This is a genomic window from Paenibacillus sp. PK3_47 (genome assembly GCF_023520895.1).
Classification (GTDB): Bacteria; Bacillota; Bacilli; order Paenibacillales; family Paenibacillaceae; genus Paenibacillus_AQ.
Genome location: NZ_CP026029.1, coordinates 3,168,886 through 3,188,854, shown reverse-complemented (window position 1 = coordinate 3,188,854; position 19,969 = coordinate 3,168,886). Strand labels below are relative to the sequence as shown.

Annotated in this window: 10 protein-coding genes; 5 read left to right on the top strand and 5 right to left on the bottom strand. The window is 52.1% G+C overall.

The annotated features are described in order from the left end of the window. The first annotated feature begins 182 nt into the window (after window positions 1-182). A complete protein-coding gene (locus C2I18_RS14125; RefSeq protein WP_249901771.1) occupies window positions 183-1,214 on the top strand; it encodes a ribonucleotide-diphosphate reductase subunit beta in 1,032 nt (343 codons plus the stop codon). A 455-nt stretch (window positions 1,215-1,669) separates the two neighbouring features. Here C2I18_RS14125 and ssuE read toward each other — a convergent pair whose 3' ends face one another. Beyond that, window positions 1,670-2,224 (bottom strand): NADPH-dependent FMN reductase, encoded by a 555-nt coding sequence (gene ssuE / locus C2I18_RS14120; protein WP_249901770.1) that lies wholly within the window; start codon window positions 2,222-2,224, stop codon window positions 1,670-1,672. A gap of 403 nt (window positions 2,225-2,627) precedes the next feature. Between ssuE and serS the strand changes: the two genes are divergently transcribed. The 4 genes from serS (at window position 2,628) to C2I18_RS14100 (ending at window position 14,786) form a co-directional block, all read left to right on the top strand. Next, the gene (gene serS / locus C2I18_RS14115) at window positions 2,628-3,905 is read left to right on the top strand and encodes a serine--tRNA ligase (protein WP_249901769.1); all 1,278 of its coding nucleotides are present in this window, start codon (window positions 2,628-2,630) and stop codon (window positions 3,903-3,905) included. 346 nt (window positions 3,906-4,251) lie between these two features. Further along, window positions 4,252-11,370: a 5'-nucleotidase C-terminal domain-containing protein gene (locus C2I18_RS14110; protein ID WP_249901768.1), complete on the top strand. Its 7,119-nt coding sequence runs from the start codon at window positions 4,252-4,254 to the stop codon at window positions 11,368-11,370. 909 nt (window positions 11,371-12,279) lie between these two features. Further along, window positions 12,280-13,185 carry an ArsR/SmtB family transcription factor gene (locus C2I18_RS14105; protein WP_249901767.1) on the top strand — a complete coding sequence of 302 codons (906 nt, stop codon included), beginning with the start codon at window positions 12,280-12,282 and terminating at the stop codon, window positions 13,183-13,185. Between the two features lie 332 nt (window positions 13,186-13,517). Then, the gene (locus C2I18_RS14100; protein WP_249901766.1) at window positions 13,518-14,786 is read left to right on the top strand and encodes an MFS transporter; all 1,269 of its coding nucleotides are present in this window, start codon (window positions 13,518-13,520) and stop codon (window positions 14,784-14,786) included. 96 nt (window positions 14,787-14,882) lie between these two features. Here C2I18_RS14100 and C2I18_RS14095 read toward each other — a convergent pair whose 3' ends face one another. The 4 genes from C2I18_RS14095 to C2I18_RS14080 form a co-directional block, all read right to left on the bottom strand. Further along, complete coding sequence (locus C2I18_RS14095; RefSeq protein ID WP_249901765.1) at window positions 14,883-15,518, bottom strand: histidine phosphatase family protein; 636 nt, start codon at window positions 15,516-15,518, stop codon at window positions 14,883-14,885. A 45-nt stretch (window positions 15,519-15,563) separates the two neighbouring features. Then, a complete protein-coding gene (locus tag C2I18_RS14090) occupies window positions 15,564-16,367 on the bottom strand; it encodes an AAC(3) family N-acetyltransferase (protein WP_249901764.1) in 804 nt (267 codons plus the stop codon). A gap of 63 nt (window positions 16,368-16,430) precedes the next feature. Next, window positions 16,431-18,014, bottom strand: a complete 1,584-nt coding sequence (locus tag C2I18_RS14085; protein WP_249901763.1) for a response regulator — start codon at window positions 18,012-18,014, stop codon at window positions 16,431-16,433. Beyond that, the gene (locus tag C2I18_RS14080; protein ID WP_249901762.1) at window positions 18,011-19,909 is read right to left on the bottom strand and encodes a cache domain-containing sensor histidine kinase; all 1,899 of its coding nucleotides are present in this window, start codon (window positions 19,907-19,909) and stop codon (window positions 18,011-18,013) included. The genes C2I18_RS14085 and C2I18_RS14080 overlap by 4 nt, the downstream gene beginning before the upstream one ends. Between the last annotated feature and the right edge of the window lie 60 nt (window positions 19,910-19,969).

Genomic DNA, 19,969 nt, shown 5'->3' with positions numbered 1-19,969 from the left:
TGGACTTCCGGTCGCCTGTTATACTCAGATTTCTTGAATTATACCGTTCTCACGGTTGAAACCTGAGTATAAAGGCGATCGCTACGCTCCTCCAGTTCCAAACTTCCTTTCCGTGCCTCAGCGCCGGCCTTTAAAGTGGCCATTCACCAGTTAGCTCAAGCAAAATCAGGAGGGAAGCAAAAATGCAACTGCAAAAGATTTTTAATACGGAAGCGCCGAATAAATCGACACGCATCATTGACGGGGAATGCTCGGGCATTCTGAACTGGAACGACATCCGCATGCCGCATATGTACAAGCTGTACAAGGTGCTGCTGCTGAACCACTGGATCGCCGATGAAATCCCAATGTCCAAGGATGCCCAGCAGTTTCCGCTGCTTGAAGCGGAGGAACAGCGGGTGTTCAAGATTAACATCGCCCTGCTGGCCGTGCTGGACTCCATGCAGACGATGTTCGTCGGCGACGTGAAGCGTTATTTTACCGACTCCTCCCTGGAGGCAATTTCGGCGATTATCGGGCAGCAGGAGGTTGTGCACAACCAGTCCTATTCCTACGTCCTCTCTTCAATCGTGTCTGACCGTGAGCAGAAGGAGATCTTTGAATATTGGAAGCATGATCCGGTGCTGCTGGAGCGCAACCAGTTCATCTCGGACATTTATCAGGAATTCCGTGACGAGCCGTCGAAGCATACTTTTTTCCGCGCACTGGTGGCTGATCTGATTCTGGAGGGGATCTTCTTTTACAGTACCTTTGCCTTCTTCTACAATCTGGCCCGTGACCAGAAAATGATGGCGACCAGCCAGATGATCTCCTACATTCAGCGTGACGAGAATCAGCACTGCTATTTTTTTGCCGAGGTATTCAAGCAGCTGCTGATCGACTTCCCTGAACTGAACACGCCGGAAAATATGGATTATGTGTACCGTACCATCGACCGCGCTGTCGAGCTGGAGACGAACTGGGCCCACTACACGCTGACGGATGTACGGGGCATTGACCTGAACGAACTCGGTGACTACATCAAATATATCGCCAACAAACGCCTGACCCTGATGGGCCTGGACAAAGCCTACAGCGGCGTAGACGTGAACTGCATGCCTTGGATCAAGCCTTTCTCCGACGAGGCGCTGAATGCGACGAAAACGGACTTTTTTGAAGCAAAATCCCGGAACTACGGTAAAGTGGGCGACGATAACGGTTTTGACGATTTGTGATGGGACCTTACTGGACGGGTGAGTGACGGACTATTGCATGCATGTGGATTGAAGTGTCCGGTTTAACATCGTGTCTCTGGAAACTCTAGGGAGTTGTGGCAAAGTTAGCTTCGGCTGCGAATGCTGCAGGGGCCCTAGTTGGATTTCCTCAACCTATTTCTATCCTTTTTCATGATTTATGAGCTTTAGTTGGAAATTCTCCAGCTATTTGAGCGGATAAAGGCCTTTCGAGACTTATTCAGTAAAATGAAGTGGAGTTTTTCCAACTAGATTTGTAATATCCGTATTTGCCTAAGAATAAGCTGGAAAATTTCCACTTAGGGTTATCGGCACAAGCTGCACCTTCACCCCGGGTTCAGCTGGCTGGTATGGTTAACAAACTAAAGACCCCAATCTCCACTGCCTGTGGAGGTCGGGGTCTGTTTTTGACTCGTAAGCAGTTACCGGGGCATCAGTTACTCTCCTGCCTTGCGTCCGGCTTTATGCGCTGTTTCTTCCGCCAGCTCCTCCAGCACGCTGTTCAGACGCAGCTTGAGCTCCTCTGCCAGTTCAACGACACCCTGGTCATTGCGCACAGCCTGGGAATCGACCGCATATACACCGCCGAGAATATGGCGTGCGCCCAGCACGGACAGCACCGGCTTCAGCGCATAATCGATGGAGAGCAGATGCGCCAGACTGCCGCCCATAAAGAGCGGGAGGGCAATTTTGCCGGCCAGGCCTTTTTGCGGAATCAGATCCAGGAAGGTTTTCAGCACACCTGTATAGGAAGCTTTGTACACCGGGCTGACGACGATAACCGCATCCGCTTCAGCAACCAGGCCATTGGCTTTGACGATATGTTCGCTTTCAAATTTGGTATGAATCAGATCCTCTGCCGGGAGCTCGGCTACATTGATCCGCTCCACCTCAAATCCGCGTCCGCGCAAATCAGCCTCTGCATACTCAATCACCGCATTGATCCGTGAGACCAGGGAGGGTGTTCCGTTAATCACAACTATTTTCGCCATGCTCGCACCTCTTCTTTCTCTTCAATTTATAATAAAATATCCGGTTATCCCGGCCCCATTACTTCAAATTAGTAATAATCCTATCAGAGCGCAAGGAATTTTGTCAAACGCTAAAAGCCCTTGCAGACCCCAGTCCTCTGCGCTATAATAAACGGCAATATCACATCCCGATCAGGCCAATGACCGGCATCCAACCGTGAGGCGTCTGCGACCGGAGCAATTCCGTTGCTTCCTAAGTTTACCGGGTTTCGCCCGTTACCGCGAAGACCAAAGAGGATCAGATTCCGTGCAAGTAAGACCTACCGGAGTTTGGTCAACCTGGGTGGCACCGCGAGCTGACGCTCCTCGTCCCATGGATGAGGGCGTTTTTTGTATTTTTTCAGACAAAAGGAGCGAATGCGGCATGCTGGACATGAACTGGATCAGGGAAAATGAAGAGCTCGTGAGAAATACGGTGATATGGAAAAAGGTGGATTTTCCGCTGGATGAGCTGCTGGAGTGTGATGACAAACGCCGGAGCCTGCTGCGGGAGACGGAGCAGCACCGGGCGGAACGGAACGCGCTGACCAAAGAGGTAGAGCAGCGGCTGCGCCAGGGCGATACTGCTGCGGGGGAGCGGGCGAAAGAACAGGTGCGGGAAATCAACCGCCTGCTGGGTACGTTGGAAGCTGCGCTAACCGCAGCCGAACAGCGCTGCAGCGACCTGCTGCTGCTTGCGCCAAATCCGGTGTCGGCCGATACGCCAATCGGCGCCGATGACAGTGAGAACGTGGAGCTGCGGCAGCATGGAAATCCGCCGGAATTCAGCTTTACGCCGCGCGATCATGTGGAACTCGGCGAGCTCCACGATATCATCGACATTCCGCGCGGAGTCAAAGCCGGCGGTTCGCGCAGTTACGTTCTTAAAGGGAACGGCCTCCTGCTGCACCTTGCCGTGCAGCGCCTGGCACTGGATGTGCTGGCAGAGCGCGGCTTTACCGCGATGGATGTGCCGGTCATTGTCCGGCCGGAGGCACTGGAACGGACCGGATTCTTCCCCGGCGGCAAGGATCAGACTTATGAGCTGGGCGGAGACAACCGCTGGCTGGCCGGAACCTCGGAAGTTTCGCTTGTATCATTATACAGTGATGAAATTGTTGATCTTGGTGAGCCTATGAGGCTTGCCGGAATGTCGACCTGCTTCCGCCGTGAAGTAGGCTCGGCAGGACGCGACGTCCGCGGCCTGTACAGGGTCCATCAATTTTCGAAGATTGAACAGGTGGTACTATGTAAAAATGACCCGGATACCTCGGAGCGGATGCTCCAGGAGATTCTGGCCAACGCGGAACACATCCTTCAGCTGCTGGAGCTGCCTTACCGCGTAGTTGCCGTATGCAGCGGAGATATGGCGCTGAAGACGCATAAGCAGTATGACATTGAGACCTGGATGCCCAGCAGAGGAGCCTACGGCGAGACACACTCGGCTTCGAATCTGCATGACTTTCAGGCCCGGCGTTCAGGCATCCGCTACCGGGATGAAGACGGCCGCCTGAAGTACTGCCATACGCTGAACAACACTGCGGTAGCCACTCCCCGGATTTTGATCCCGCTGCTGGAGAATCATCAGCAGGAGGACGGGTCGGTTTATATACCGGCTGCGCTAAGGCCTTATTTAGGCGGCAAGCAATACCTTAATCGTTGACGAAAGATCATTTTGTGCGGATACTCGGAGACTAAATCCCCTGGCCCTATGCAAGCCAGGGGATTTTTTAATGATCTTTTTACATAGATATAACATATACTTAACATTTAATAGTTTATAAATATTAAATATAAATCAAGTTTTTCAGTGAATATACGTATTATCATGCATGTTTTGAGAAATAAATCATTGATTTTTATGCACTTAAACAAAACTACCAAAAAATCTATGTTATTCAACCACCGTTTAATATATATTAATGATAGACAACCTATCATTTAACAAATGAATGCTAGACTGGCAGTAGGTTGATATTTTCTTAACCGAGAGGAGAAGATTCGAACAAATGAACATTTCGTCCAGGCGAAAGCAATGGGGCTCGGCAGCACTCTCATTTTTGCTGGTTAGCGGAATCGCCTTACCCGCCCCGCAAACCGCTTCTGCGGCCCAGGATAACAGCGCTCCCGTGATCTCCCAGGTGTATGGCGGCGGAGGAAACTCCGGAGCCAAGTACAAAAATGATTTCATCGAGCTCTACAATCCTACTGATGCAGCTATCGATTTGACTGGATGGAAGGTCAGGTACGCAGCCAAGACAAGTACTTTCAACAATTCAGGGACTACACTGTCAGGGATCATTCCTGCAAAAGGCTACTATCTGATTCAGCAATCTGCAGGAGCCGGCGGAACCGATGATTTACCTACCCCGAATATGGTTGGCACACTGACATTGGGCGGTGCGGAAGGCAAGGTTGATCTGCTTGATAAAGACGGAAACCGGATCGATCTTGTCGGCTACGGTGAAACCAACGAATATGAAGGTCCACCAGGAAGCGGTGGTACCAAAGCTCTGACTAACAGCAGTGCAGCCGTACGTAAGGAATCTCTCCTACTGCCACAAGGAAACCGCGGATTAGATACCGATACCAACGCTGCTGACTTTATTGTACAAGCACCGGACCCGCGTACTTCCGCTGTAGACAATGCCAAGGCTCCTGCTGTTACAGCTTCTATTGCAAGCGGGCAGCTTGTAGGCAAGGGCACTTCACTTTCCCTGTCCACCAGCAGTGTAACTGCAAGCGTATACTATAGTGTATATGCAAACGGCAGCCCTACAGCCATAGCTGATTACACCTTGTACAGCACCCCGATTCTTTTACAAGATGACAGTGTTCTTATAAAAGCCTTGTCCAAAGAAGAAGGAAAAGCTGACAGTGATATTTCCCAGTTCAGCTATACGACCGAGGAAGCACTTAGCGGACTCTCAATTCCCCAAATCCAGGGTACATACCAATCCTCGCCTTATGCGGGGCAGCTGGTACAAGGCGTTAAGGGGATTGTAACTTATAAGAGCGGCAGCACATTTTATATTCAAACCGCTACCCCCGACAACGATGTAAGGACTTCTGAAGCCATTATGGTATATCTCCCCGGTAATACTGTAAAGGTTGGCGATTCCGTGCTTGTGGACGGACTTGTTAAGGAATATAAAGAGAGCGGCTATGAAGACGCTTCTGATCTCCTGACCACAGAAATTGCAGCATCTCAGGCTGCTATTATTTCTTCCGGAAACGCACTTCCGGCAGCTACAATTCTCGGCACAGGCGGGCGGACAATCCCCACGGCTGCCATTTCCGGCGGTTTGACGAAAGAGCTTGACCCTTCAAAATATTCGCTAGACTTCTACGAGAGTCTTGAAGGTATGCGTGTCCAGCTTAATAACCCGCAGATTATCGGGCCTTATGATTACGAAATCCCGGTTACTGTTAACAACGGCGCCAGCACAACAGAAGTCAGCTCGCCGGCAGGCGGCCTGGTTCTTACTGGAGCTGATTATAATCCACAGCGTATTCTGATTGCCAAGAAACCTGCCAACCCTGTCAAAACAGGACAAGTATTCAGCGGCAATATCACAGGTATCCTAGGATATGATTACGGCAACTTCAAAGTGCGTCCGGACGGAGACTTGCCCGCAGTAAGTGCCGGAACATCCATTGAACGCGAAACCACTGCATTGATCGCAGGAGAAGACAAATTGACTGTCGCCTCTTTTAATGTGGAGAATTTCTCAAAGAAAAACTCCTCCACAAAAATCACCAATGTGGCCAAAGCGATTGTAGGCAATCTGCAAACTCCGGATATCGTCGGCCTGTTGGAAATTCAGGATAATGATGGCGCCGACAACACTGGAGTCGTTGATGCCAGCGAGAGCTATAACGCACTCATTGAGGCGATCAAACAGGAAGGCGGACCGACCTACGCCTATACCGACATAGCACCTGTTAATAATATGGACGGCGGCGCACCGGGAGCCAATATCCGTGCAGGATTTATTTACAATACCGCACGGGTCTCCCTGCCTCCGGCCGCGACCAAAGGTGATGCAACAACAGCTACTGGTTATACCGAAGCTGGTGGACTCACTATGAACCCGGGTCGGATCGATCCAGCTAACCCTGCGTTCAGCAACTCCCGTAAGCCGCTTGCGGCCGAATTTATTTTTAATAATGAGAAAGTGCTGGTGATTGCCAATCATTTCAATTCAAAGACAGGAGATACAGGTCTATACGGCAGCGTGCAGCCTCCGGTTAAAGGAAGTGAAGCCCAGCGGGCGGAAATCGCTGCAGTTGTGAACGGCTTTGTTTCCGATGTACTGGCCAAAAACCCTGAAGCTAACATTGTTGTGCTTGGCGACCTGAATGACTTCCAGTTCTCCAACACACTGAAAACCCTGAAAGGCAGTGCATTGACTAACCTGATCGATACTTTGCCTTTAGGTGAACGTTACTCTTACATCTACGAGGGTAATTCTCAGACCCTGGATCACATGCTGGTTAATAACAGACTGGCAAGCCGGTCCAAGCTGGATATTGTGCATATTAATGCCGACTTCCAGGAGGAAGAAGGCCGCGTAAGCGACCATGATCCGCTGCTGACGCAAATTGACTTCGGAACAGACAACTTCAACCTGCGTGTACTGCACACCAATGATACACACAGCCATCTTGAAAATGTAACGAAGCGCACGTCCGCAATCAGCAGTGAACGGACAGGTAACACGGTGCTGCTGGATGCCGGGGATGTTTTCTCTGGAACCCTGTATTTCACCCAATTCAAGGGGCAGGCTGACATCGAATTCATGAATAACATCGGTTATGACGCCATGACCTTTGGTAATCACGAATTTGACCTGAACAAAGACCAGCCGGAAGTACTGAAAAACTTCGTAACGGCTGCAAAATTCCCTTTTGCCAGCTCGAATATTGACTTTACGACGAAAAAAAGCGAGCTTGCTGAGCTGTTCCACAATTCTATCGGGACCATTGAAACGGACGACACAAAGAGTACAGCCAAGGACGGCAACATTTATCCGGCTGTCATCAAAGACGTCTACGGTGAGAAAATCGGCATTTTCGGCTTAACAACCGAGGATACCGTGGGACTGGCTTCTCCCGGAGACAAAATCAGCTTCAAAGACCATGTGGAAAGTGCAAAGAATACCGTAGCAATGCTTGAAGCTCAAGGTATCAATAAGATCATCGCGGTTACCCACCTAGGTTACACCGTTGACCAGGAGCTGGCCAAAGCTGTTCCGGGGATTGATATTATTGTCGGCGGACACTCGCATACGAAAATAGACAATCCTCCGGCTCCGGTTGTTAATGCAGGAACCGGTAAAAGCGTTCTGATTGTTCAGACAGGCGAATACAGCCAATTTCTGGGTGAACTCGACGTAACCTTCGACAAAGACGGCGAAATTCTGAGTTATAACGGTAAGCTGCTTGATGTTAACCTGTTCGGAGAGGATGCTGAGGCTAAGAAGCTGCTTGCTCCATATGATGCTGAATTGGCTGCTGTCCGCAGCGAAGTTGTAGGCTCAACAGAAGTTGATCTCTACACTAACCGCATCATCGACGGTAAGTCCGTTCGCGTTGTACGACAGGAAGAAACTCCGATCGGAAACTTGATTGCCGACAGTATTGCAGAAAAGGTTAGAGAGTTAATGCCTAACTTTGTATCGGAAAGCGACCTCGCTTCCATTAAAGGCGTTGTAGCCATTCAGAATGGTGGCGGAATTCGCGCAGCCATCGACACGGGCGACATCACTATGGGTGAAGTTCTGACTACTCTTCCATTCGGCAACAGCCTGGTTGCACTCAAAGTAACGGGTGCAGAAATCATTTCCTCACTGGAAAATGCCGTTAGTGGACTAAGCTCCGACCAAGGGCGGTTTGCTCAGGTTTCCGGGATGAAATACACCTTTGATTCTACTAAAAAACCGGAAATTGTTGATTCCGTAACCGGTAAGGTAACACAAACAGGCGAACGCATCGTATCTGTTGAGATCCTGCAGGCAAACGGGTCTTATTCGCCAATTGACCGGAACGCTTACTACATCCTGTCTACGAACTCCTTTATGGCTGGTGGCGGTGACTTTTACCGTGCTCTTGCTGGAGCCAAGGCTGACGGACGTTATTACGAGCTGGGACTTCCGGATTTTGAGGTTCTTCTGTCCTATCTGACTAAACACAAGCCGGTTAAGGTTGGACTCGAAGGCCGCATTACGGATTTGAAAGGTGCAGCACCGGATGAGGACTTCTCCCTGCGCATCTTGCATACCAATGACACGCATAGCCATCTGGAAACTGTTGTTAAACGGATGACTGCGATCAAGCAGGAGCGTACGGAGAATTCCATCCTGGTGGATGCCGGGGACGTGTTCTCCGGAACCCTGTATTTCACCCAATTTAATGGCCTTGCCGATCTGGAATTCATGAACTACATCGGATATGACGCCATGACCTTTGGTAATCACGAGTTTGATAGGGGTCTGCCTGCGCTGAGAACCTTCATCGATCAGGCGAACTTCCCGTTCATCAGCTCGAATATTGACTTTACGACTAAGGATAATGAGCTGAAAGAGATTTTTGTGAACGGCGTTGGCGGCTCCACTTCGGAGACTCCAGTAGAGGACGGTCATATTTATCCATCCGTCATTAAAGAAGTGTACGGAGAGAAAATTGGCATTCTCGCTCTTACCACTGAAGATACCGTGGGCCTTTCTTCACCTGGCGATAACATCAGCTTTAAGAATTACAAGACCAGTGCCGAAAACACTGTGAAATCCCTGCAGGCACTGGGCGTTAACAAAATTGTTGCCCTGTCCCATCTGGGCTACAGCGTTGACCAAAAACTGGCTGTAGAGGTTGCGGGCATTGACGTGATCGTCGGCGGACATTCCCACACCAAGCTGGACGCTCCTGTGATCCTTAACGCGGACAGCGAGCCGACACTGATTGTACAAACCGGTGAATACGGCACATACCTCGGCGAACTGGATGTTAATTTCGACGATGAAGGTGTCATCACTACGTACAACGGAAAGCTGATCGATACAACCAAATTTGCAGAAGATGCTACAGCGAAGCAAATGCTGGTCAAATATGACGACCAGCTGAAGGAAATCCGTCAGACTGTTGTTGGCAATACTGAGGTTCCACTGGTCTATGAGCGGATGATTGACGGCAAGATGACCCGCGTGGTCCGCAAAGAAGAAACTAACCTGGGTAATCTCATTGCCGATGGTATTAACACCAAGGCAACCGAACTCGTAAGCAAGCTTCTCCCTGCTGGCGAGCTGGCTGCCATTAAAGGCTTTGTCTCCATCCAGAACGGCGGCGGCATCCGCGCCGGCATCGATCAGGGCGAAATTACACTCGGTGAAGTGCTGACGGTTATGCCGTTCTCCAACAGTCTGGTAGCCCTGAAGGTGACGGGAAAAGAAATCATTTCTTCCCTTGAAAACAGCGTAAGTGGATTGGAAGGCGATCAGGGCAGATTTGCCCAGGTATCGGGTATGAGATACACCTATGACTCCACGAAGCAGGCGGAAAAGATCAATCCTACCTCGAATCTGCTGGAGGAGGAAGGAGAGCGTATCGTTTCAGTAGACATTAAGCAGGCTGACGGCAGCTATGTGCCGATTGACCTGGATGCTTACTATATCCTGTCTACGAACTCCTTCATGGCAGGCGGCGGAGATTTCTACCGCGCGCTGGCTGCAGCTAAGGCAGACGGACGTTATTATGAGCTGTACCTGCCGGATTATGAAGTGTTTACAGATTATCTGGGACAAGTCGGAACGGTGAATATAGGTACAGAAGGCCGGATTACGGATCTGAAAGGTGCAGCACCGGCACCAACTAATCCTCCGGGTGGTGGAGGCGGAAATGGCGGAACGCCATCAACACCTGCACCTTCTGCAACAGCAACACCTGCACCTTCTGCTTCACCGCAGGTAACAACACTTACTGCTGAGTCTCTGACAGCACAGTTCGCCGCTCTGCCGGCGGGCAGCAGCGAACTGGTCATCCCGCTGGTTTCCTCAGCAGGCGGAACACAGGCTGTGCTTCCAGCCAGCGTACTGATCCAGCAGGCTGCAGCTAATCCTGCGACAGTTCTTACGTTCACTACGGATGGAGCGTCTTATTCCCTTCCGCTCGGTATCGTAAATGGAACTGCACTGGCTGCACAGCTTGGAACAAGTGATTTTACAATTACAGTCTCAATCCTTAAGGCAGATCCGGATACGCTCAACAGCGTGAACCAGGCCCTGACTGCACAAGCCGGTTCCGTTACATTGGCAGCTCCGGTCATTGAATTTGGCATTACAGCGCAAGCCGGTAATAACAGTGTGCCGCTGAATAACTTCGGCAGCACTTATGTGAAGCGTACGCTCACGGCTCCATCCGTGCTGAATCCGCAGAATGCAACAGCCGTATCCTTTGATCCGGCTACCGGCACCATTTCCTTCGTGCCTTCCGTATTCACGGCCAAGGCCGATGGAACCACCGAAGTCAGCGTCACTAGAAACAGCAACAGCTATTACACGGTTGTCCAGTCTTCCAAGACATTCGGAGATACCGCTGGACATTGGGCAAAAGCAGCCATTGATCTTCTGGCCTCCAAACTGATCATCACAGGAACGAGCAGCACCGAGTTCTCACCATCGAAGATGGTCTCCCGTGCTGAGTTCGCTGCACTGATCACACGTTCACTGGGACTTGCGACAGTAAGCGGCGGAACCTCATTCAGTGATGTCAGCACAAGCGCATGGTACGCTGATGCCGTACAGACAGCAGCCGCTGCGGGCCTGATTACAGGTTATACAGACGGCACCTTCAAACCTAACAGCCCAATCACCCGCCAGGAGATGGCAGTGATCCTGTCCAAAGCCATCAAGTATACCGGCACAACCCTGACTGCCGGTCCGGCTGCGCTGGCCAAGTTCAGCGATGCTGCGAAGATCCCGGCCTGGTCACAGGCAGCAGTACAGGAAATTGCCGCTGAACTGATCATCCAAGGCAGACCGGACGGCTCCTTCGCACCACAGAATAATGCTACACGGGCGGAAGCTGTAACTATGCTGGAGAAGACACTGAAATTCCTGGAGTTCATCAACTAACCATCAGCATCAAGCGTTGTAACTGCTGCACAGCAGCACCAAATAGCGGAGATTCCCTGGACGCGGTCAGCGTCCAGCGGGATCTCCGCTTTTTTATTATTCCGTATCCGTGGAGACTAACTGTATCCCGGGAGACATAGCTGAAAAACTTCCTGAACCTGCTGCTCATACGCTAACGGACCGTAGGGGCGTTATTTCCTCGCGTTTGCTCCTCTTTTCAAGCTAACGGACCGTAGTTCCCTTATTACCGCAGGATCATGCCTTTTAAGGAAAAATTGCTCTACATAACGGAACTGAAGTCCGTTAGCCGTTCATCATGGCGATTTTGGTGTAAATAAGGGATCCTCGGTCCGTTAGAAAAATGCACTGCTGGATCTGCGGTCTGCGGTCTATGTTCTACGCTCTAGGTTCCACGTTTCTATAGTCCACGCTCCACGTCTATAATCCATACTCACAGTCTACATTCTACGGTTTGTACTTCACGGTCAGCGGTCTACATTCTACAGTTTGCACTCGACGTTCTATATCCACGCACCACGTCCTACGTTCCGCAGTCCATGCTTCACAGTCAACATTCTACGGTTTGCACTTCACGGTCTTCGCTCTACATTCTTCGGTCCACACTCTACGTTCTACTGTTACTGTCCAACTTCAAATGTCCCACCGTCCACGCTTTACGCTTTACACTTTACGTTCTTTAGACCGCTGCCTTCACTCTATGTACTGTCCAAGCCTAATCCGTCCACGGCACCTGTACATTTTTCTTCCTCCTATTGCCAATCCTAATTAATTCGTTTATTATAAAACCAATAAATAGTTCTACATTTATAGAACAAATAACAATACACAACCGTTTTGACTATCACTTCAAATTAGAGATACCCAACTAAAACAGAATCGAGGAATCAGATGAGTTACAAGGTTGAAGTGGATTTTGCGCCAATGTATGAATGTATCACCAGTCTGAACGCATTCCTGTGGAAACAAAACCATAACGCTATGGACGCCGGAAAGCTCTGGGTGCGGGAGGTTCAGGAACAGTTCGCTCCCAGGCTGCTGCAGAAAATGCGGGAGATTATGACGATGACCGGTGACTTCAGCTTATCGCCTTATATCTGGAGCTGTCCCGGAGAGCGTTCTGTGGACGGATTCCTGAACTGGTTCGACGCCCTGTCTCCAGGGGAGCTGTATGAGATTGCCGGACGCTTCGGGCAGTCTGTCCCCTCAAATCTCAGCGACCTGCGCAGCTCAGCCTCGGAAATTATCCGTGAATGGAATGCCGGTTATTTCAGCGGAATTGATCCCCGGATTTTGACAGGGCTGCAGCAGGAGGCAGATTCCAGACGGGCTCAACTCGATGGAAGCAATGACATGGAGGTATATGAGCAGGCTACAGAGGGTATGCGGTTATATCCTGTGGAGGGCTTGAAGCAGGCCATTCTTATTCCGCAATATCACTCCCGTCCTTTAGTGACCTCCTCGCTGTATGAGGAATTTGTATTCACTACCTACTCCTGCGACGCTATTCCGCCAGAAGAGGGCCGTCCTGCCCCCGCACTGATGCGGCTTACCCGGGCTCTGTCGGATGAAACGCGGCTGTTCATTCTGCGCCTGCTTGCCGGAAGCCAGCTGAATTTCACCGAAATCGTCAAGGGCGTGGGCCTTTCTAAAAGCACCATCCATTATCATCTGATCGCGCTTCGGGCAGCAGGTCTGGTCATTGTGCATACCAACGGCAAAAGCAGCTCGTACAGTTTGCGCCCGGAGGCGCTGACCGTTCTGCCTGAACGCATAGCAACCTATCTAAAGAGCTAAGAAAACCTTTAGGCTGGTGTGGTGGTGTGAACCAGCGTGATAGCATGAGCTGGCGTAATGGCGTGAAACGGTGTGATGGCGCGAGCTGCCCAATTTGGTTGTAACTCTACTGTTGGGTAGGTCAGCTCGCCTGACCTCAAATGAACTGCCCTGATCTCACGCCACCCCTCCTGATGCCGCACTAACTCTCTTGATTTGCACCAGCTATGCTCGCATTAGTCCCTGATCTCGTTTTAGCCCTTCCGGTCCCTTATGATCCGCCGTGCCCCTCTCTCCCTAACCCTGATCCAGGGCCAACCCGGGAAGAGATGTCTATGAATGGAGTGAAAATCATGCAAAAGCGCAGTTATTACGGACTGCTGTCCACCATCTCTTTAAGTGCTTTCGGGGACGCCTTCGGACTGCTGGCCATGGAGTGGCTGGTCTATGAGCTGACCGGCTCCAAGCTGGCGATGGGCGCGCTGGCACTAAGCGCCGGCATTCCGGAGCTGGTGCTGCGGCTGCTCGGCTCACCGCTGTCAGACCGGCTGCCGCGTGTGCGCTTCATGGCCTTCCTGGCGGCCATCCGCCTGCTCGCCATCGCCCTGCCGCTTGGCATGGGCCTCGCCGGAGAGCTGCAGCTGTGGCATCTATTCGCTGCTGCCAGCCTCAGCGGAGCCTGTGCGGCACTGTTCCTGCCCACAGCAATGGCCGTGATTCCCGGCATCACCGGCAATCACAAGCTGGTGCGCGCCTTCGCCGTCATCGACGGCTGCAAGAGCGCAGCCGCCCTGCTCGGCCCGGCCCTCGCCGGCGTCATGACCGCCGCCAGCGGTGCACTGCCGGCGCTGGCCATAAATGCCATCTGCTACACGGCAGCCATTGTGACCCTGCTGTATCTGCCTAAGCTGCCGCGGCCGGCGGCTGCCTCTGGCACTTTCTCTCTCTCTGCTTACTTGCGCGAAATTGCCGAAGGCTTTACCTTCTACAGGCAGTTTCCGGCTATGCTTACCATTATGGGCATGGCTGCGGTCAGCAACCTCAGCTCTATTGCAGTCTGGACCATGATGGTGCCATACGTCCGTGAGGTACTTCACCGCGACGCGGCGGCTATGGGCACGCTGACTACTGTCTCGGCACTCGGCACTTTAGGCGGACTCGGTGTGATCTCTCTGCTCGGTGAAATGAAGCGCCGGCGGCTGATTATGCTGGGCAGCCTTGCAGGTATTGGTACGGCTACAGCGCTGTGGGGGCTGATCCCGAGCTTCCACTTTGCCCTGTTCGCTGTGTTTGTAACCGGAGTGCTGGGCCCCTTCTTCGGTTCCTTAAGCTCCTCCCTGCACGGGCGGCTGGTTCCCGGCAATCTGCAGGGGAGAGTCAACTCGATCCGTTTTCTGATCGGCGGCAGCCTGCAGCCTTTTGGCGCATTTGCCGGCGGGGCCGTGGCCGAGCTCTATGGTGTGCCGGCCCTGTTCGTGGCTGCAGGCCTGCTGCCGGTGTTATGCGCCGGACTCGCACTGCTCCTCCCCGGGCTGAAGGCGCTCGACGGCGATCTCTCTGTGCTCGAAGCCCGGACGCTGCAGAGCAGCGGACCGGTTATGCCTTCTGTATCCAGACCTTAACGTCCTCCGATCATGCAGACAGGCGATGCCCGTTAACCGGACACCGCCTGTCTGCTGCATTGTATTCTTTAGCCCGCAAGTTAAAAACCGAAACTTTCAGGACTCCATCCCGGCTTCAGTGACCTCATAATGACTGGTATCTCCATGCAGTATAATCTCCGGCACCCCGTCTGTAATATCAATCCTGCACAGGCAGGTCGGATAAATATAGGGCAGATCCCACAGCTTATCCATGGCCCGCTGCTCAAAATAAGCCATAAGCACTTTGATCACCACAGTATGGGTTACAATGAGTACGGTTTGCCCTTCGTGCTGCTCTATTATTTCCCGGAGCCTGCCCAGTGCCCGTTCCTGGACTTCTGCGAAGGACTCGCTGCCCTCTACGCGGAACTTACCGGGATCTTTCCAGAAATAATGATGCTGCTGCGCGTCATTCTGCTCAATTTCCGCCGAATCGCAGCCTTCCCAGACCCCCATGCAGATCTCTTTGAATTCATCGCAAGGAATTATGGGAACGTTCCGTTCCCCGCGGACAATCTCCGCCGTCCTCAGCGTCCGCGGACTGGAGCTGGAGTAGATGGCATCCAGCTCCTCCCCCTGCAATCCACGGTTCAGCCACTGTGCCTGCTGCACACCCAGAGGCGTCAGTGCCGAGTCCTGATGTCCCTGCATCCTGTGCTGGACATTCCATTCCGTCTGTCCGTGCCGTGTAAGATACACCGTTGTTGTCACACCCGTCTCCCCTTCCTAATAGATCCCCAACATAATATCCGTTAACTACTTCCGGTTCCGCTTCAGCCACTCTGTCCCATAATCGACAATTTCCCGCTGCGGAATAAGCTGGGCAGCTGCTGCCGCTATAGTGCCGTATGTAATTTGTCCGGTGTTCTGCTGAAAATCCGCAGCAAGCTGGGCAAAATCATCACAGTTCCAGTTGTAATCTTTGAATTCCACCCATTGTCTGACACCGTCCACCATCATGGGCGCTCCGGAAGTGATCTCCTGCTTTCCGGCATAATCCGCCCTGTGCTCCGAGAGATGAAGGGATGTGTTGCTGAGATGATCTACGCCCAGCAGTAATACACTGCCGTTCAGTTCATAGATCCGGGCCAGCGGTGAAGCTTCGCCAAAGGGATAGTCCAGGCTGTGGCCGTCAATGATTTCATCCCGGTGCCTGCCCCAGGCGGCAAAGGAGTCGATCGGATGGCCGCTGCGTTTGACGCCCTTCTGCTTGCGGAAGGTATCGGGAATGATGCCCATTCCCCGGAGCAGGGTCATGTCCGGATCATAAGCCGGTGTCTGCTCACGGATCGTCTGCCACCACTCCTCAGGCACGGGAGGATTACTCCAGCCCGCCGGATCGGACAGATCCGCTGATTGTGTCGGCATCACGAGTGTCCCCTCTTCTCCCAGCACCTGTTCCAGGGCCAGAATGACCGCTGCGGGACCGCCGACTACGAATTGCCCCAATGATTTGAAGGAGGAATGCAGCAGCACAGTCATCCCTTCCTTTACACCCAGCCTGAGGAAATCTGCTGCCAGCGTCTCTATGGTGATTAAATTCCCTTTCAATACTTCCATATACTAAACCCTCCACAATAGTTACAGACCACATTCCCTGAGCAAAATACGTCGTCCCCGCTGCTAGGAGTCCTCCCCGGTCCGCCCGGATCCCTGCTCCATTAAGCGCTTCGCCCGGTATTCGCCCGGAGAAATCCCCTCCAGCTCCTTGAACACGCGGGTAAACTGTTTGCTGTTCTCAAAGCCGACGGCTTCGGAAACTTCGCCCAGCTTGATAAGGTTCTCTGCCAGCAGAGTTTTGGCATGCCGGATGCGGACCTTTTTGAGATACAGGACAAAGCTTTCGCCGGTATATGCCTTAAAAGCCTCACTGAAATACGAATAGTTAAGAGAGACATGATTGCTTACCATCGCCATATTCAGCGGACGGGCATAATTTACCTCGATATAGTCCAGCGCTTTTCTCATGTCCGCATGCTCGGTATGGGCTGATCTTAACCCTATAATATAATCGTTCACACTGATGAGCAAATGCTCCAGTGCCCGGTAATAGTCATGGAAATGGCGGAAATTATACAGATTGCCGACTGTGCGGTACAATTTCAGCACTTCTACCGAAGCTTCCCCGTGGACACGGAATATTTCATCAAGCACCCGCTCATTAATGCTCCGGCCCACACTCTCCAGATAAGACAAATCCAGCTCGGATAAATGCTCTGTCTGAAAAATAACGCCGAGCAGCGCCTTCATTTCCTTCTCGCGGTCTGTGCCCAGCATATTGAGCAGCTTATGCAGCTCCTTCTCGGGAGAAGCAAAGCTGAGCCTGCCTTCCCGGATACTTTCATAGTCCACAAAATTTGCCTGGGGCGACAGAAAGGTATACTGCAGCGCCCGGCAGGCTTCCTTATAGCTGCTGCGGAAATCCTCCGGATTCCCGGTGCTTCTTCCGATCCCGGCGGTCAGGCCCTTCAGATCCTTTGCGGCTGCCTGCTTCGTAAGCTCCAGAAAGCTTTCCTTACCGCCGGCAACCAGCACCAGCTTCCCTTCCCAATCCGTCAAAATCTCCATAAACTTCTGTTCCAAGGGCCCGGTCAGCCTTTCGATCAGACCCTGTACCTCTCCAGGCTTCATGCGCGTGCCGTCGTTATAATAATAATTGAGTACACCTACACTAAAGGGCCGTTCCAGTTTGTGCAGCTCTTCCAGCTGCTCCTGCGACGGCTCGACATCCTCCTGCATCAGCAGGCCGCCCAGCCGGGCTGCACGCAATTCTCTGCGGTAGCCGGCCTGCTCCTGAGCCAGCCTGCGGGCGCTGCTCTCTCTGGATTTCCACTCTTCGTTGATCCGTTCCAGGATGTCGAACAGCTCCTCACGGCGGATCGGCTTCAGCAGGTAATCCTTCACCCGGTGGCGGATGGCATTTTTGGCATATTCAAAATCGTCAAAGCCGCTCAGAATCACCACAGCAGGCCCCTCGCCGGGCAGCGACTCCTTTGAAAGATTCTCCAGCAGTGCCATACCGTCCATCACCGGCATCCGGATGTCCGTAATAATAATATCCCTGCGTTCCTGCCTGAACAGCTCCAGGGCTTCCGCACCGTTGCTTGCCAGAGCAATATTGTACCGGGACGGGTATTCACGCTCAATCATGGCCTTAAGCCCCTGTCGGATCATTCTTTCATCGTCTACAATCAGCAGATTCTTCATGCCCGTTTATCCCCCATCAAAAGAACTTTCGGCAGCGTGATCAGCACAGTTGTCCATTGGCCTGCTTCACTGTGCACTTCCAGCCCGTACGCCTCGCCGTAAAACAGCTGCAGACGCTGATGTACATTCCTCAGGCCGATACCGCCGCTCTTAAAGCCGCCGGTACCGGACCCGGAAGCCTCTGCCGCAGACTCCTCCTCTTTGGCATAGATGGCCTCATGCAGTGTCTTGAGACGCTCCGGGGTCAGCCCGTACCCATTGTCGCGCAGCGCAATAAAGATGTCCCCTTCTGCTTCATATACATCGATCCGGATGAGCCGGTCGGCCCGTTCTTCACGGTCTGCGCTCCAGGCATGCTTTACACTGTTCTCCACGATGGGCTGCAGCGACATTTTCAGCACCTCCAGTTCCAGGTAGGCGTTCTCGATATTCAGCTCCAGCCCAATGATATGATCGAAACGGATGTTCATGACTTCAATATAGTTCTGGATATGGCGGATTTCATCGCGCAGCTTCACATATTCGCCTGACCATTTGAAGTTGTAGCGCATCATGCCGCCAAGCGAGGTCAGGGCATCCGAAATTTCCCGCTGGTTCTCAATCTCTGCCAGCATTTTGATATTCTCCAGCGTATTGTAGAGAAAATGGGCATCGATCTGGTTGTGCAGCGTGCGCAGCTCAGCCTCCTTGGACAGCGCCTGCTTGTGTACAGCCTGGGCGACCAGTGTATTCACCGTGTTCATCAGCTTGGAGAAGTGATGTGCCAGTTCGCCGACCTCGCCGCCGCCGCGGATCGTAATTCCCGTATAGGTCTCACCTTTACGCACCTTTTTCATCGTTTCGGTCAAATGACGCAGATTTTTCAGGATAAAAGCATTCATTACATAAGCAATGGCAGTCACCAGAAAAATAAAGCCGATATTGGCGCCAATCAGCAGATTGCGGGTCTGGGAGATATGCTTCATCACATCCTCCATGGATACCACATTGATCAGCGAAGCACCAATCCGCTCCAGCGGTGTATGAATCAGCAGGAAAGAGTTGCCGTTTTCTTTGTAATGGATATTCCATTGCCCGGTGTCCCGGTAGTGCTGCAGCCGTTCATCAATCGCATGCTCCAAATTTTTGTATTCTTCCGTAAACGATTGATCCGTACGCGTAAACAGCCGCATTCCGGAATCGGCAATGAACATCTGGGACTGGTTGTCCCGTACCTCAGTGTAGGTTTTGGGAGTAAAATTGTTCAGCATCATATCAACCTGGATCATACCGACATGATGCCCTGCAGGAATGCTGATGGCACGGAGGAGCGACACCTTGGGCTGCCCCTCCGTCATCAGGTTTACGTAGCGCTGCATCACATCCGGGTCATTGTTCTGGAATACCCACAGCTCCCGGCCTTCAAGCTTCAGCGCTTCCTGATACCACGGCTCCTTGTACACCCGGTCTTCACGCAGAATAATCGGCCAGATCTCATACATGCTCTCGTTGTTCGAGTACAGCCGCAGATGCTCAATGCCCGGATTGTTCAGCTGGATGCGGCTCAGGTTGATAAACGTAGATGTATTAAAATCCACAAGCTCCCCCAGCGTCATGGCACTTCCGTTGGACAGATAGCTTTTCACATCCTTGTCAGAATCCGCGATCTGGGCTGCCCGCTCCATCACTTCAATCTGGTTAACGATATGCAGCTTCTCCATCTGCAGCAGGTAATCATTCTTGTCCACCGCATCGCGGACATACGTATTGTTGATCGTTCTGAAGGAGTACACGGAGACCAGCAGGCTGGGGCCCAGAATAATAAAAATATACGCGGCAACCAGCCTGCTCTGCAGCGATCTGCGCCCCCACCAGTAGCTGAAGGAACTCCAAAGCTCTTTAATCCGTTTATGCATACGCACTCTCCCGTTACCTGCGTTATTGCGTAGAACATGTAAATCTCTAGATTTGCAGCA